The following is a 13,316-nucleotide window of genomic DNA, read 5'->3' as shown; positions in this document are numbered from 1 at the left end:
CACAGGAGCGAGGCACCACTATGACCCAAGACCTTCCTGAGATCGCCCTTGAGCTGCGTTCAGTGGTGACATCTGAGGGCACGCTCGAACTCTCGTTGCACGAGGTTGCGGTTCCGGTTCCCGGCGCCAACGAGGTACTGGTGCGAGTGGAAGCCTCGCCGATCAACCCGTCGGATCTGGGCCTTCTGGTCGCCAGCGCCGACATGGCTACCGCGACGGTCACCGGCACGGCGCAGCGCCCCATCGTCACCGCCCCGATCGGAAAGGCCACTTTGGGAGCCCTTTCGGCGCGACTGGACCAATCGCTGCCGGTGGGCAATGAGGGAGCCGGCACCGTGGTGGCCGCGGGCTCGTCCGAAGCGGCCCAAGCCCTCATCGGCAAGAAGGTGGCCATTGCGGGCGGCGCGATGTATTCGCAATACCGGGCGATCGACGCTTCCGCATGTCTGGTTTTGCCGGACGGGGCCACGGCCAGAGATGGGGCATCGTCGTTCGTCAACCCAATGACGGCACTGGGAATGACCGAAACCATGCGCCGCGAAGGGCATTCGGCCCTTGTGCACACCGCAGCGGCGTCGAACCTCGGCCAGATGCTGGTCAAGCTCTGCCTCAAAGACGGGATACCGCTGATCAACATCGTGCGTAAGCCCGAGAAAGAGGAGCTGCTGAGATCGCTTGGCGCCGAGTACGTCTGCAACTCCACTTCGCCGTCGTTCTCGACGGACCTCGTCGAGGCGCTCAAGGCGACATCGGCCACGCTCGCCTTCGACGCGACCGGCGGTGGGACGCTGGCCGGCCAGATCCTCAGCGGCATGGAGCAGGCGGCCAACGCGACCGCGGCCGAGTACTCACGCTACGGATCGAGCGTGCACAAGCAGGTGTACATCTACGGCTCGCTCGACACCAGTCCCACGGTGCTCAAGCGGGACTTCGGGATGGCCTGGGGCGTCGGCGGATGGTTACTCACCACGTTCTTGCAGAGCGCGGGGGCCGAGACTTTTGTTCGGCTGCGGGCTCGGGTGGCCGCGGAGCTCAGCACGACGTTCGCCAGCCACTACACTCGCGAGGTTTCGCTGGCCGGCATGCTCAAACCCGACGCGTTCCACGAATACGTCAAACGAGCGACCGGCGAGAAGTTCCTCGTGACTCCCAACGCCGTTCCCGCTGAAGGGGATTAGGGTGCCCGCTGCACCCAAACCCTTCGAGGTCCACGAGTCGGGTGCGCTCCTGCATGGCACCAAAGCCGAGCTGTCGGTGGGGGACCTGCTGGTGCCGGGGCGCCGGTCGAACTACGGCGCGGAGCGGCTGTCGAACCACGTCTATGTCACCCAAACGCTGGATGCGGCGGTGTGGGGAGCCGAGCTGGCGACGGGCGAGGGTCGAGGCCGGATTTACTTCGCGGAACCGGTCGGTGCGCTAGAGGACGACCCGAACGTGACGGACAAAAAGCTTCCCGGAAACCCGACTCGCTCCTACCGCACCCGAGAGCCGGTGAGAATCATTGGTGAACTCACCGACTCGGCGGGGCATTCACCCGCACAGTTGCAGGCCATGCGGGACCGTTTGGCCCAGCTGCAGCGGCAGGGACGTGCCGTCATCTACGGCTAGGGCGTGTCTGCTTAATGTGAATGGTGTTTTGGCTGATGCTGTTTGGGTGATGCGGACGCATGCGATTTCTGATGATTTGTGGTCGCTGATCGTGGCGGTGTTGCCTGCGGGGCGGCGGCGTGGCCGGCCGTGGAACGATCATCGACGTACTCTGGAGGGCATTATCTGGCGTTACCGTACGGGATCTCCGTGGTGTGACCTGCCCGAGCACTTCGGTCCCTGGCAATCGGTGGCCGAGAGGCATCTACGCTGGTCGGTCGATGGCATCTACGCGCGGATCTTCGCGGCGATCGCCTCTGACCTCGACGCCGAGGACGCCGACCTGGGCGCACTGTTGTCGGTCGATTCGACCAGTGTGCGCGCCCACCGACACGCAGCCGGAGCGCCCCGGGCGCCGCACAGGGGGATCTGTCGAATTACAAGAAATATCTCGATGAGCCCGATGACCACGCCATTGGGCGTTCCCGCGGCGGGCTGACTACCAAGATCCACGCCTTGACCGACCAGCTGTGCAGTCCGGTCACCCTGGCACTGTCGGCCGGTCAAGCCGGTGATAATCCGATGCTTTGGCCATTGCTGGCCGCCCGGTGCAGCAACTCATACGCCCCGTTTCGCCTGCTGGCGGACAAGGCGTACTCCCATGACTCGACGCGGGCACAGCTGCGCCGGCTCAAGATCGCCCATACCATCCCCGAGCGCAGCGACCAGATCACCCGCCGCAAAGCCAAAGGCCGCAACAGAGGACGGCCTCCGGGGTTCTCAGGCCGAATCTACAAGCACCGTAACACCGTCGAGCGAAGCTTCAACCGGCTCAAACACTGGCGCGCGGTCGCCACCTGCTACGACAAATACGCCCTGACCTACCTCGGCGGTGTCACCCTGGCCGCCATCATCACCTACCACCGCGTCCGCAATTAGCAGACAGGACCTAGTCGGTGAAGTCGATCCGCACCGAAACCGGTGTGGTTTCCAGCGCCTTGACCACGCTGGCTCCCAGTCTGCCGAACTTGCGCCCTCGCCCGACGACGTCGTCGTCGGGTCGCAATGTCGCAGTGCCCGTACGCCACCGAGTCCCCTGGCGAACCCGGATATTCGGGTTGTCGACGATGTTGCGTCCCCAGCCCGAGCGGGTGCCGTGCTGACAGATGATCCACGCGCCGTTGTCATCGAATTGCGCGGACACCGGAACGCGGCGGGCCTGGCCGGTCTTGCGTCCGATCGTCTCCAGCTCGGTGGCCAGTGCGGTTCGCAACCCCAGCTTGCCCATCCCCTTCACGGCGGGGTTGAGCAAGTAGCGTCCGAGCGCACGCTCCCTGCGGAACTTGCGGAGCGTCTTGTCGTCTTTGACGTTTGTCATGGCAACCCCTTTGAGTCTTTGAGTGATCCGTCAGCGCTCGGCTGGAACCGGTGTCGGTCGCGGCGAATTCAGTCCGGTTTGCTTGCGGATGCCGTTGTCGAGCACGGCGGCCGGTGCGATGCGCTTGAGCAACGCGAGTTGTCGGGCGTGGCGACCGGCGGGGTAGCGCAGTTTGATCCGTTTGTCGGTGGCCGCGGCGTACGTGGCGTCAGCGACAACGGTGGGCAACTCGGCGTTGCGAATCTTGTCTGCCACCACTGCGCGCACGGCGGCGCGATTGTCGGCGTAGGCCGCCTGCGGGGTGTCGGCTTCCCACATGTTCGACTCGAAATCTGTTCGGGTGTAACTGGGTTCGACCAGCAGCGCGCGTACGCCGTACTCGCGAAGTTCGTGATCGAGCGATTCGGTGTAACCCTCTACGGCATGCTTTGACGCGGCGTAGAGGGCCGCATACGGCGCGGGGAGGAAGCCGAGCACCGAGCTGATGTTGATGATGCGCCCGCTGCCGCGTCGGCGCATGTGCGGCAGCACCTCATTGGTGAGGCGGATGAGGGCGTGTCTGCTTAATGTGAATGGTGTTTTGGCTGATGCTGTTTGGGTGATGCGGACGCATGCGATTTCTGATGATTTGTGGTCGCTGATCGTGGCGGTGTTGCCTGCGGGGCGGCGGCGTGGCCGGCCGTGGAACGATCATCGACGTACTCTGGAGGGCATTATCTGGCGTTACCGTACGGGATCTCCGTGGTGTGACCTGCCCGAGCACTTCGGTCCCTGGCAATCGGTGGCCGAGAGGCATCTACGCTGGTCGGTCGATGGCATCTACGCGCGGATCTTCGCGGCGATCGCCTCTGACCTCGACGCCGAGGACGCCGACCTGGGCGCACTGTTGTCGGTCGATTCGACCAGTGTGCGCGCCCACCGACACGCAGCCGGAGCGCGCCCGGGCGCCGCACAGGGGGATCTGTCGAATTACAAGAAATATCTCGATGAGCCCGATGACCACGCCATTGGGCGTTCCCGCGGCGGGCTGACTACCAAGATCCACGCCTTGACCGACCAGCTGTGCAGTCTGGTCACCCTGGCACTGTCGGCCGGTCAAGCCGGTGATAATCCGATGCTTTGGCCATTGCTGGCCGCCCGGTGCAGCAACTCATACGCCCCGTTTCGCCTGCTGGCGGACAAGGCGTACTCCCATGACTCGACGCGGGCACAGCTGCGCCGGCTCAAGATCGCCCATACCATCCCCGAGCGCAGCGACCAGATCACCCGCCGCAAAGCCAAAGGCCGCAACAGAGGACGGCCTCCGGGGTTCTCAGGCCGAATCTACAAGCACCGTAACACCGTCGAGCGAAGCTTCAACCGGCTCAAACACTGGCGCGCGGTCGCCACCTGCTACGACAAATACGCCCTGACCTACCTCGGCGGTGTCACCCTGGCCGCCATCATCACCTACCACCGCGTCCGCAATTAGCAGACAGGACCGAGGCCGAAGAAGTTGGTATCGAACAAGGAACGGGCTTGGGCGATCGAGCTTTCTTCGGCGGCTCCGGCGATTCCCAGGCCGGCGTTGTTGACCAGCACGTCGATACGTCCGGTCCGGTCGATGACCTCCGACACCACCGAGCGAACCGCGGTGTCGTCGGTGACGTCCAGTGCCAAGGTCTCGACACCGGGAATTGGAGCCAAGCGCTGCGGTGCGCGCGAGGTGCCGACCACGCGGAATCCCGCGCTGGCCAGTCGCACTGCAATGGCCGCGCCGATTCCAGAGGACACTCCGGTGATCAGTGCGACGGGCGGTGTGGATGTCATCGGGGGTCCTCTCCCTGGTTATACCGATTGGTCTACCTGACATTAGTAGACCAATCGGTATACTGCAACGGTGACCGTGCGTGAGCGTCTGATCGAGAGCGCCATCGAGCTGCTGCGCCGTAACGGGGTGGCGGGTACGGGCCTGGCCGAACTGCTCGAACACAGCGACACCGCGCGCCGGTCGGTCTACGTGAACTTTCCCGGCGGCAAGTCAGAACTGATGACCGAGGCCACCCGGACGGCGGGCCGACATATGGATTCCACTCTGGCCAGCATCGCCGCCGGCGGTGATCAGCCGTTGGTGGCGTTCGCGGACTCGTGGAAGCAGACACTGCGCGCCAGCGACTACGCCGCCGGATGCCCGATCGTCGCTGCCGCGCTCGGCCGCACGGAGTCGCCGTCGGCCGCGGACGCCGCCGGTGAGGTGTTCGGCGCATGGCAGACGGTGCTTGCCGGACGCTTCCGGGCCCAGGGCGTTGGGGTCGATACGGCCGAATCGCTGGCCACCACCGTCGTGGCCGCGGTCGAGGGTGCCGTGATTCTCTGCCTGGCCGCACGCTCCACCGACCCACTGGACCGGACCGTGCCGATGTTGCAACAGCTGATCGCTCAGCACACCTCGCGACCATCGGGGTAGACAGTGAATCCGCCCCTTTCGCAGCCGTTTCGCTGCCCACGGAATAATTGATCGGCGCGCGATGTCTGATCGGTGACGCGACGCAGACAGATAGGGGTAGTGCGATGAAGTTCGGGATCTCCACCTTCGTCAACGACGACAGCATCGATCCGGTGTCACTGGCGCGTGCGATCGAAGAGCGCGGGTTTTCGTCGCTGGTGATCGCGGAGCACACCCACATCCCGGCCAGCCGCGAAACACCGTATCCGGGCGGCGGCGAGCTGCCAGGGGTTTATTACCGCACTCTTGACCTATTCGTCACGCTGGCCGCCGCCGCGGCAGTGACGTCCAAGATCGACCTGTTCACCGGGATTGCGTTGCTCATCCAGCGTGACCCGATCACCACGGCCAAGGAAGCCGCGAGCATTGATTTGATTTCGGGTGGCCGATTCGTCTTCGGGGTGGGCGCCGGCTGGAACATCGAAGAACTACGCGACCACGGCACCGACCCAAAGACGCGCGGTGCGTTGCTGGACGAACGCATCGAGGCCATCAAGGCGCTTTGGACCGACGAACCCGCCGAATATCACGGCAAGTACGTGGACTTTCCCCCGTCCTACAGCCGGCCCAAGCCGGTGCGGCAGCCTCATCCGCCCATCTACATCGGCGGTAACTCCGATGCCACGGTGAAACGCGTCGTTCGCCATGACGCTGGCTGGATCTCCAACCCGCTTCCGGTGCACCAGCTCACCCAGCGGGTGGACCAACTACGCAGCGCCGCTGGTCACGACGTCCCGCTGGCGATGTTCGGAACACCGAACAAGCCCGGCTATTGGCGCGCGGCCCAAGACCTGGGCTTTGGCCAGCTGGCGCTGCTGCTGCCTACCTGCCCGCGCGACGAGTCCCTGCGGCTGCTCGACGAATACCCCGCCCTGGTGGCTCAATACCACCAGTAGAGGTACCGGGAGGGCCCAGTCCCTTGCGCGAGTTTCTTGCGCGAGCAGACGCAAAATCGCGCCGCGGTTCGCGGCTCAGTGCGATTTTGCGTCTGCTCGCGGGGAGCCGACTTAGAGTCGGCTCCAGGCCTCGGTAAGCACCCCGCGCAGGATCTGCTCCATCTTGTCGAACTCCTGCTGGCCACTGATCAGCGGCGGAGCCAGCTGCACCACTGGGTCCCCACGGTCGTCGGCGCGGCAGTAAAGCCCGGCTTCCAGCAGTGCCGAGGACAGGAAGCCGCGCAGCAGCCGCTCACTTTCCTCATCGCTGAAGGTCGCCTTGGTGTCCTTGTCCTTGACCAGCTCGATGCCGTAGAAGAATCCCTCGCCGCGGACATCGCCGACGATCGGCAGGTCGAGCAGCTTCTCCAGCGTGGTGCGGAACGCGGGCGCGTTCTGCTTGACGTGGTCGTTGAGGCCTTCCCGCTCGAAGATGTCCAGGTTGGCCAGCGCCACCGCGGAGGACACCGGGTGCCCACCGAACGTGTAGCCATGCGCAAACGTCGTCTTGCCGTCGTTGAACGGCTCGAACAGTCGGTCGCTGGCGACCATCGCGCCGATCGGCGAGTACCCGGAGGTCATGCCCTTGGCGCAGGTGATGATGTCGGGGACATAGCCAAAGTCGTTGCACGCGAACATCGATCCGATCCGACCGAAGGCGCAGATCACCTCGTCGGAGACCAGCAGCACGTCGTACTCGTCGCAGATTTCGCGGACCCGTTCGAAGTACCCGGGCGGCGGCGGGAAGCAACCGCCCGCGTTCTGCACCGGCTCGAGGAAGACGGCCGCGACCGTGTCGGGCCCCTCGAACTCAATCGCCTCGGCGATTCGGTTGGCCGCCCACAGGCCGAACTCCTTCGAGTCGTCTGCATACGGTGCGGGGGCGCGGTAGAAGTTGGTGTTCGGAATCCGCACGCCGCCGGGGGTGAGCGGCTCGAACGGCGCCTTGAACGCCGGCAACCCGGTGATGGCCAGCGCGCCATGCGGCGTGCCGTGGTACGCGGTGGATCGCGAAATGGCCTTGTACTTAACGGGTTTGCCGGTTTCCTTGAAGTACTGCTTGGCCAGTTTCCACGCGGACTCGACGGCCTCGCCGCCGCCGGTGGTGAAAAACACCCGGTTGAGATCGCCGGGCGCATAGTGCGCGACGCGCTCGGCGAGCTCTATCGCGGTCGGGGTGGCGTAGGACCACAGCGGGAAGAAGGCTAGCGTTTCGGCTTGCTTGGCGGCGGCCTCCGCGAGTTCGGTGCGGCCGTGGCCGGCCTGCACGACGAACAGCCCCGACAGTCCATCGAGGTAGCTGTTGCCGCGGTCGTCCCAGATTGTGACGCCCTCACCGCGGGTGATGATGGGGGGCGTGATCCCGGCGCCGTGACGGGCGAAATGCCCCCACAGGTGGCGGTTGGCCTTGGCGGACAGTTCAGTCATTTGACTCCCCAATTGTATTGCTGTTTAACGAGTTTCAGGTAAACAAGTGTCTCGGTCGAGAGAACTCCGGGCAGCGCTCTGATTTCCAGATTCAGCAGATCGAGCAGATCGCCGTCGTCTTTGCAGACCAGTTCGGCGATCACATCGAATGTTCCCGCGGTCAGTACGACATAGTCGATCGCGGGAATAGCTGCCAACTGCTGCGCGAGTTTGGTGGTGTCGCCGGTGGCGCGGATACCGATCAGCGCCTGGCGGGCGAATCCGAGTTGGATCGGGTCGGTGACGGCCACGATCTGCATTACTTCGGTCTCGATCAATCGCTGCACGCGCTGGCGGACCGCGGCCTCCGAGAGCCCGACCGTCTTGGCGATCGCGGAGTAGGAACGCCGACCGTCTTCCTGCAGCTCCTTGATGATCGCCTTGGAGAGGTCATCGAGCTGCGTGGCCGCCCCCAGGCCAGTCGGGCGCAGCTGTTCCGGTTGATTGCCAACCGGTGCGCCAGAACTAGTCATGGCAGACAGTATGCACGAAATTAGTGGAATATGCATAGCTCAACCACTGAAATCGGTGCGAAATCCGATACAAATTGCGGAATGCGTAGCGGAACCGCACGTGGTCCCATATCTTATCGCCATGACAACGACTGTGTCGGTGGCCGGAAGTTGGATTAACGGTGCAGCTCACAGCACGGGCGGGCGCCAACATGCGGTAATCAACCCCGCGAATCAGGAAACCATCGCCGAGCTGGCCCTGGCCACACCGGCCGACGTCGACCGCGCTGTCGTAGCGGCGCGACGTGCCCTGCCCCAATGGGCCGGCGTGACGCCGGCCGAACGCTCCGCCGTGCTGGCCAAGCTTGCGGACTTACTCGAGCAGCGCGCACCCGAACTGATCGCCGAAGAGGTGTGCCAGACCGGCAAGCCACTACGGCTGGCCGAGGAATTTGACGTGCCCGGCAGCGTCGACAACATCCGGTTCTTCGCCGGCGCCGCACGGCGTTTGCCGGGTCAGGCCACCGCCGAATACTCCGCCGATCACACCTCGAGCATCCGCCGTGAGGCGATCGGCGTGGTAGCCACCATCACGCCGTGGAATTACCCGCTGCAGATGGCGGTGTGGAAGGTGATGCCGGCGTTGGCGGCCGGGTGCACCGTCGTCATCAAGCCGAGCGAACTCACCCCGCTCACCACGCTGACCCTGGCGCGGCTGGCCGCCGAGGCCGGTCTGCCCGATGGCGTGCTGAACGTCGTGACGGGGCTGGGCGTCGACGTGGGGGCGGCACTGGCCGCTCACCCCGGCGTCGACCTGGTCACCTTCACCGTGTCCACCGCGGTGGGGCGCAAGGTGATGGCCGCCGCGGCCACGCACGGCCACCGCACCCAGCTCGAGCTCGGAGGCAAGGCCCCGTTTGTCGTGTTCGACGACGCTGACCTGGATGCCGCGATACAAGGAGCGGTGGCCGGCGCGCTGATCAACTCGGGGCAGGACTGCACACCGGCGACCCGTGCCATCGTCGCGCGCGAGCTGTACCACGACTTCGTGGCCGGGGTGGCCGACGTGATGTCGACGGTCGTGATCGGCGACCCCATGGACCCCGACACCGACATCGGGCCGCTCATCTCGCTCGCCCATCGTGACCGGGTGGCCGACATCGTGGCCAAGGCTCCGGCGCAGGGAGCCCGCATCGTGGTGGGTGGCCGGATTCCGGATTTGGCCGGTGCCTTTTATCTGCCGACGCTGCTGGCCGACGTCGGCGAACAGTCACAGGCCTACAGCGAAGAGATCTTCGGCCCGGTACTCACGGTGCGTGCGCACGACGGCGACGACGACGCGCTGCGACAGGCAAACGACACCGACTACGGGTTGGCCGCATCGGCATGGACCCGCGATGTCTACCGGGCGCAACGGGCCTCGCGAGAGATCTCGGCGGGCTGCGTATGGATCAATGATCACATTCCGATCGTCAGCGAGATGCCGCACGGCGGAGTGGCGGCGTCCGGGTTCGGAAAAGACATGTCCGAGTATTCGTTCGAGGAGTACCTCACCATCAAGCACGTCATGAGCGACATCACTGGTGTCGCCGAAAAGCCTTGGCATCGAACAATCTTTTCCACGCGAATCTAGTTCTTGCGATCGCCCGACGGTTTACTGGACCGGGGCGATCCGACCAGCCCGATTCAGCTTGACACGGAGAGTGGGGATTGATGAATCGTGCCCGCCGCGGGTGGGCAAGCGCGGATGTGATGCCGCAGAACCGATCTAAGCAATGCATCCCACGTGCCCGGTGAACGCCGAGCATGCCGAATCTGCCCGATACCGCGGGCTGGTCAGAAAGGTCTGGATACAGCGTGGCTAATGTCGAAGCGCCAGTTACATACTCAGTGGCGGTGGTTTCACAGTGACGACGACACCGATGCGCATCTTGTTGGTCGGAGCTGGCGGCGTGGGCTCGGCATTCTGCGCGATTGCCGCGCGCCGCAGCTTCTTCGAACATGTGGTGGTCTGTGACTACGACGAGGCGCGGGCCAGCCGTGCCGCGCAGGCGGTGGCCGATGCGCGGTTCTGCTCAGCCGCTCTTGATGCCGGATCTGCGGACGCGGTAGCCGCCGCGGTGCGCCGTCATCAGATCACCCACGTAGTCAATGCGGTCGACCCGCGATTCGTGATGCCGATCTTCGAAGGGGCGCTGGCCGCTGGGGCCGACTACCTGGACATGGCGATGAGCCTGTCTCAGCGCCATCCCGAACAGCCCTACCAACTGACCGGGGTCAAGCTCGGTGACGAGCAGTTCGCCGCCGACGACCAATGGCGGGCCGCGGATCGGCTCGCGCTGGTGGGAATGGGAGTCGAGCCGGGGCTTTCCGATGTGTTTGCCCGCTACGCCGCCGATCACCTGTTCACCGACATCGACGAACTGGGGACTCGCGACGGCGCGAACCTGACCGTGGACGGGTATGACTTTGCGCCGTCGTTCTCGATCTGGACCACCATCGAAGAGTGCCTGAACCCGCCGGTGATCTGGGAGCACGATCGTGGCTGGTTCGTTACCGAACCCTTCAGCGAACCACAGGTTTTCGACTTCCCAGACGGGATCGGACCGGTGGAATGCGTCAACGTGGAGCACGAGGAAGTGCTGCTGATGGCCCGCTGGGTCAAAGCCAAGCGCGCCACCTTCAAATACGGTCTGGGTACCGAGTTCATCGAAGTGCTCAAGACGCTGCGCAAGCTGGGTCTGGATCGCACCGAGAAGATCACCGTCGGTGGCGTGCAAGTCAGCCCGCGCGATGTGGTCGCCGCCTGCCTGCCCGATCCCGCCACGCTGGGGCCGAAGATGCACGGCACGACATGCGCGGGGTTGTGGGTGACCGGAACCGGCAAGGACGGCAACCCGCGCTCGACCTATCTGTATCACGTCGTCGACAACCAATGGTCGATGAACGAATACGGACACCAGTGTGTGGTCTGGCAAACCGCGATCAACCCCGTTGTGGCGCTGGAACTGTTGGCCAGTGGCACCTGGAGCGGCAGGGGAGTGCTGGGTCCGGAAGCGTTCGACGCGGTGCCCTTCCTCGAGCTGCTGAGTGCCTACGGGGCGCCGTGGGGCCTTCAGGAGGTACCTGCCAGGAGTTGATCGCCAAGCCGCGACCGCCGGCGACTCGCCGGTCGGCATGGTGACGCGCCCAGATCCGGTTTCGAGTTGCCACATCCTCGATAGTGGGGCACCTTGACGCTGACAAGAAGACCAGCCATCAACCGATCGAAGGAGATTGTGTGAGCCAGGGTGAGGCCACGAGCGTCGCGGTGGAAGGCAAGGGTCTCAAAGGTGGCGCCGTGGGGCTGCTATCCAGTGTTGTTATCGGTACGGCCTCCACGGCACCCGCCTACAGTCTGGCGGCGACGTTGGGACTCATCGTGGCAAGCCGCGGCGAGTTGCTTTGCGGCGTCAAGGCGCCGGCGATCGTGCTGCTCTCGTTCATCCCGATGTACATGATCGCCGTCGCATACCAGGAGCTCAACAAGGCCGAACCCGATTGCGGGACGACCTTCACCTGGGCATCGCGGGCCTTCGGGCCGGTTACCGGGTGGCTCGGGGGCTGGGGCATCATCGCCGCCGACGTGATCGTGATGGCCAACTTGGCGCAAATCGCCGGTGCGTATTCCTTTACGTTCGTCGGCGTGCTTGGTTGGCAGTCGGCGAGCAACCTGGCGCACAGCACGTTGTGGTCCACGGTCGCGGGCGTCGCCTGGATCGTGGTGATGACCTACATCTGCTATCGAGGCACCGACGTCTCTGCGCGGATGCAGTACGTGTTGCTATCGGTGGAACTCGTTGTGCTGGTCGCTGTGGCGGCTGTCGCGCTGGCCAGGGTCTACACCAATCATGGCGATGTAGGCTCGTTGCGGCCCTCGTTGTCCTGGTTGTGGCCCAGCGGTTTGGACTTTGGCACCCAAATGGCGCCTGCGTTGCTCATCACCATCTTCATCTACTGGGGCTTTGACACCGCGGTGGCATGTAACGAGGAGACCGATGACCCCGGCCGCACCCCCGGGCGTGCGGCGGTGATCTCAACGTTTCTGCTGCTGGCCACCTATGCGGTGGTCACGGTGGCGAGCATCGCCTTCGCCGGTGTCGGCGTCGACGGCATCGGACTGGGAAATCCGGACAATTCCAACGATGTCTTCGCCGCGGTCGGGCCGGCCTTGTTCGGCGACGGCGTCCTCGGCAAGATCGGGCTGCTGTTGCTCTCGGCGTCGATCCTGACCTCCGCGTCGGCCTCGACGCAGACCACAATCCTGCCCACGGCGCGCACCACGCTGTCGATGGCGGTGTACAAGGCACTGCCCGCGTCGTTCGCCAAAATCCACCCTCGCTACCTCACGCCCACCGTGTCGACGATCGCGATGGGAGCGGTGCCGATCCTGTTCTATGTGCTGTTCACGCTGGTCAGCCGCAACCTGCTGAGCGCACTGATCGGTTCGGTTGGGTTGGTGATCGCGTTCTACTACGGGCTCACCGGATACGCCTGCGCGCACTACTACCGTGCGACGCTGACCAAGTCGCTGCGCAACTTCGTCATGCGCGGCGTCGTGCCGCTGACCGGCGGGGTGGTGTTGACGGTGGTCTTCATCTTCGGCCTGATCGAGTACGCGAAGCGGGATTGGCTCGTCGAGAACGGCCACAATGTCACGATCTTCGGGTTCGGCGCGGTGGCGGTGGTCGGTGTGGGGTCCATGCTGCTCGGCGTGGTGGTGATGTTGATCTGGTGGGCGATCTCGCCCGGCTTCTTCCGCGGCCGTACGCTGCGGCGCCACAGTGCCGATCTGCTCCTCGAGCCGGCCGTGTCCCCGCCCGCGCATCTGGCCCTGCCCGACTCGGGAGACATGCAGACGGTGATTGCGGCAGACCTGTCGAACTTGCCGGCGGGCGAAACCGCGGTCAATCCGCAGACCGGCCAGCACTTGACCAAGGACACCAGTGGGGCGTCTTAGGCGTCTTAGGTCT

11 protein-coding genes and 3 pseudogenes are annotated in these 13,316 nt (G+C 64.7%); 9 read left to right on the top strand and 5 right to left on the bottom strand.

The genetic code is table 11. The features are described 5' to 3' along the window. The first annotated feature begins 20 nt into the window (after positions 1-20). The 3 genes and pseudogenes from G6N41_RS22335 to G6N41_RS22325 all read left to right on the top strand — a co-directional run bounded on the left by G6N41_RS22335 (position 21) and on the right by G6N41_RS22325 (position 2,526). Positions 21-1,178: a zinc-binding dehydrogenase gene (locus tag G6N41_RS22335; RefSeq protein WP_198965684.1), complete on the top strand. Its 1,158-nt coding sequence runs from the start codon at positions 21-23 to the stop codon at positions 1,176-1,178. Between the two features lies 1 nt (position 1,179). Continuing rightward, the gene (gene arr / locus G6N41_RS22330; RefSeq protein WP_198965683.1) at positions 1,180-1,608 is read left to right on the top strand and encodes an NAD(+)--rifampin ADP-ribosyltransferase; all 429 of its coding nucleotides are present in this window, start codon (positions 1,180-1,182) and stop codon (positions 1,606-1,608) included. A 46-nt stretch (positions 1,609-1,654) separates the two neighbouring features. Then, positions 1,655-2,526, top strand: a pseudogene (locus G6N41_RS22325) (IS5 family transposase). A 10-nt stretch (positions 2,527-2,536) separates the two neighbouring features. Here the strand turns inward: G6N41_RS22325 and G6N41_RS22320 are convergent. Then, positions 2,537-2,965 carry a nitroreductase/quinone reductase family protein gene (locus tag G6N41_RS22320; RefSeq protein WP_198965682.1) on the bottom strand — a complete coding sequence of 143 codons (429 nt, stop codon included), beginning with the start codon at positions 2,963-2,965 and terminating at the stop codon, positions 2,537-2,539. Positions 2,966-2,995: 30 nt separating this feature from the next. Then, positions 2,996-3,520 (bottom strand): annotated as a pseudogene (locus tag G6N41_RS22315) (SDR family NAD(P)-dependent oxidoreductase); the annotation flags it as partial. A 43-nt stretch (positions 3,521-3,563) separates the two neighbouring features. On the opposite strand from G6N41_RS22315, the gene G6N41_RS22310 reads away from it, so the two are divergent. Continuing rightward, complete coding sequence (locus G6N41_RS22310) at positions 3,564-4,436, top strand: IS5 family transposase (RefSeq protein ID WP_407663841.1); 873 nt, start codon at positions 3,564-3,566, stop codon at positions 4,434-4,436. 11 nt (positions 4,437-4,447) lie between these two features. On the opposite strand, the pseudogene G6N41_RS22305 reads toward G6N41_RS22310, so the two are convergent. Further along, positions 4,448-4,774: pseudogene (locus G6N41_RS22305) on the bottom strand (SDR family NAD(P)-dependent oxidoreductase); the annotation flags it as partial. Between the two features lie 70 nt (positions 4,775-4,844). Here G6N41_RS22305 and G6N41_RS22300 point away from each other — a divergent pair. Together G6N41_RS22300 and G6N41_RS22295 are read left to right on the top strand one after the other, a co-directional pair. Next, entirely contained in the window at positions 4,845-5,411 is a 567-nt protein-coding gene (locus G6N41_RS22300) for a TetR/AcrR family transcriptional regulator (protein ID WP_198965681.1), read from the top strand. A gap of 104 nt (positions 5,412-5,515) precedes the next feature. Beyond that, complete coding sequence (locus tag G6N41_RS22295; RefSeq protein WP_198965680.1) at positions 5,516-6,346, top strand: LLM class F420-dependent oxidoreductase; 831 nt, start codon at positions 5,516-5,518, stop codon at positions 6,344-6,346. Between the two features lie 111 nt (positions 6,347-6,457). Here G6N41_RS22295 and G6N41_RS22290 read toward each other — a convergent pair whose 3' ends face one another. Together G6N41_RS22290 and G6N41_RS22285 are read right to left on the bottom strand one after the other, a co-directional pair. After that, the gene (locus tag G6N41_RS22290) at positions 6,458-7,813 is read right to left on the bottom strand and encodes an aspartate aminotransferase family protein (protein ID WP_198965679.1); all 1,356 of its coding nucleotides are present in this window, start codon (positions 7,811-7,813) and stop codon (positions 6,458-6,460) included. Next, a complete protein-coding gene (locus G6N41_RS22285) occupies positions 7,810-8,325 on the bottom strand; it encodes an Lrp/AsnC family transcriptional regulator (RefSeq protein WP_012395185.1) in 516 nt (171 codons plus the stop codon). The genes G6N41_RS22290 and G6N41_RS22285 overlap by 4 nt, the downstream gene beginning before the upstream one ends. A 121-nt stretch (positions 8,326-8,446) precedes the next feature. On the opposite strand from G6N41_RS22285, the gene G6N41_RS22280 reads away from it, so the two are divergent. The 3 genes from G6N41_RS22280 to G6N41_RS22270 all read left to right on the top strand — a co-directional run bounded on the left by G6N41_RS22280 (position 8,447) and on the right by G6N41_RS22270 (position 13,303). Then, positions 8,447-9,937, top strand: coding sequence for a gamma-aminobutyraldehyde dehydrogenase (locus G6N41_RS22280; RefSeq protein ID WP_198965678.1), 1,491 nt, complete (start codon positions 8,447-8,449; stop codon positions 9,935-9,937). Between the two features lie 289 nt (positions 9,938-10,226). Continuing rightward, positions 10,227-11,444, top strand: a complete 1,218-nt coding sequence (locus tag G6N41_RS22275) for a saccharopine dehydrogenase family protein (RefSeq protein ID WP_198965677.1) — start codon at positions 10,227-10,229, stop codon at positions 11,442-11,444. 140 nt (positions 11,445-11,584) lie between these two features. Next, entirely contained in the window at positions 11,585-13,303 is a 1,719-nt protein-coding gene (locus G6N41_RS22270; RefSeq protein ID WP_198965676.1) for an APC family permease, read from the top strand. Positions 13,304-13,316: the final 13 nt, after the last annotated feature.

The organism is Mycobacterium shottsii, assembly GCF_010728525.1.
Lineage (GTDB): Bacteria > Actinomycetota > Actinomycetes > Mycobacteriales > Mycobacteriaceae > Mycobacterium > Mycobacterium marinum.
Note: the sequence above shows the minus strand (reverse complement) of the source record. Positions and strands in the feature narration are given on the sequence as shown.

Bases quoted from the DNA above. Each gene is read 5' to 3' on its own strand.
- G6N41_RS22285 (WP_012395185.1), bottom strand. From the start codon at position 8,325: ATGACTAGTTCTGGCGCACCGGTTGGCAATCAACCGGAACAGCTGCGC.
- G6N41_RS22290 (WP_198965679.1), bottom strand. From the start codon at position 7,813: ATGACTGAACTGTCCGCCAAGGCCAACCGCCACCTGTGGGGGCATTTC.
- G6N41_RS22320 (WP_198965682.1), bottom strand. From the start codon at position 2,965: ATGACAAACGTCAAAGACGACAAGACGCTCCGCAAGTTCCGCAGGGAG.
- G6N41_RS22295 (WP_198965680.1), top strand. From the start codon at position 5,516: ATGAAGTTCGGGATCTCCACCTTCGTCAACGACGACAGCATCGATCCG.
- G6N41_RS22335 (WP_198965684.1), top strand. From the start codon at position 21: ATGACCCAAGACCTTCCTGAGATCGCCCTTGAGCTGCGTTCAGTGGTG.
- G6N41_RS22275 (WP_198965677.1), top strand. From the start codon at position 10,227: ATGCGCATCTTGTTGGTCGGAGCTGGCGGCGTGGGCTCGGCATTCTGC.
- G6N41_RS22280 (WP_198965678.1), top strand. From the start codon at position 8,447: ATGACAACGACTGTGTCGGTGGCCGGAAGTTGGATTAACGGTGCAGCT.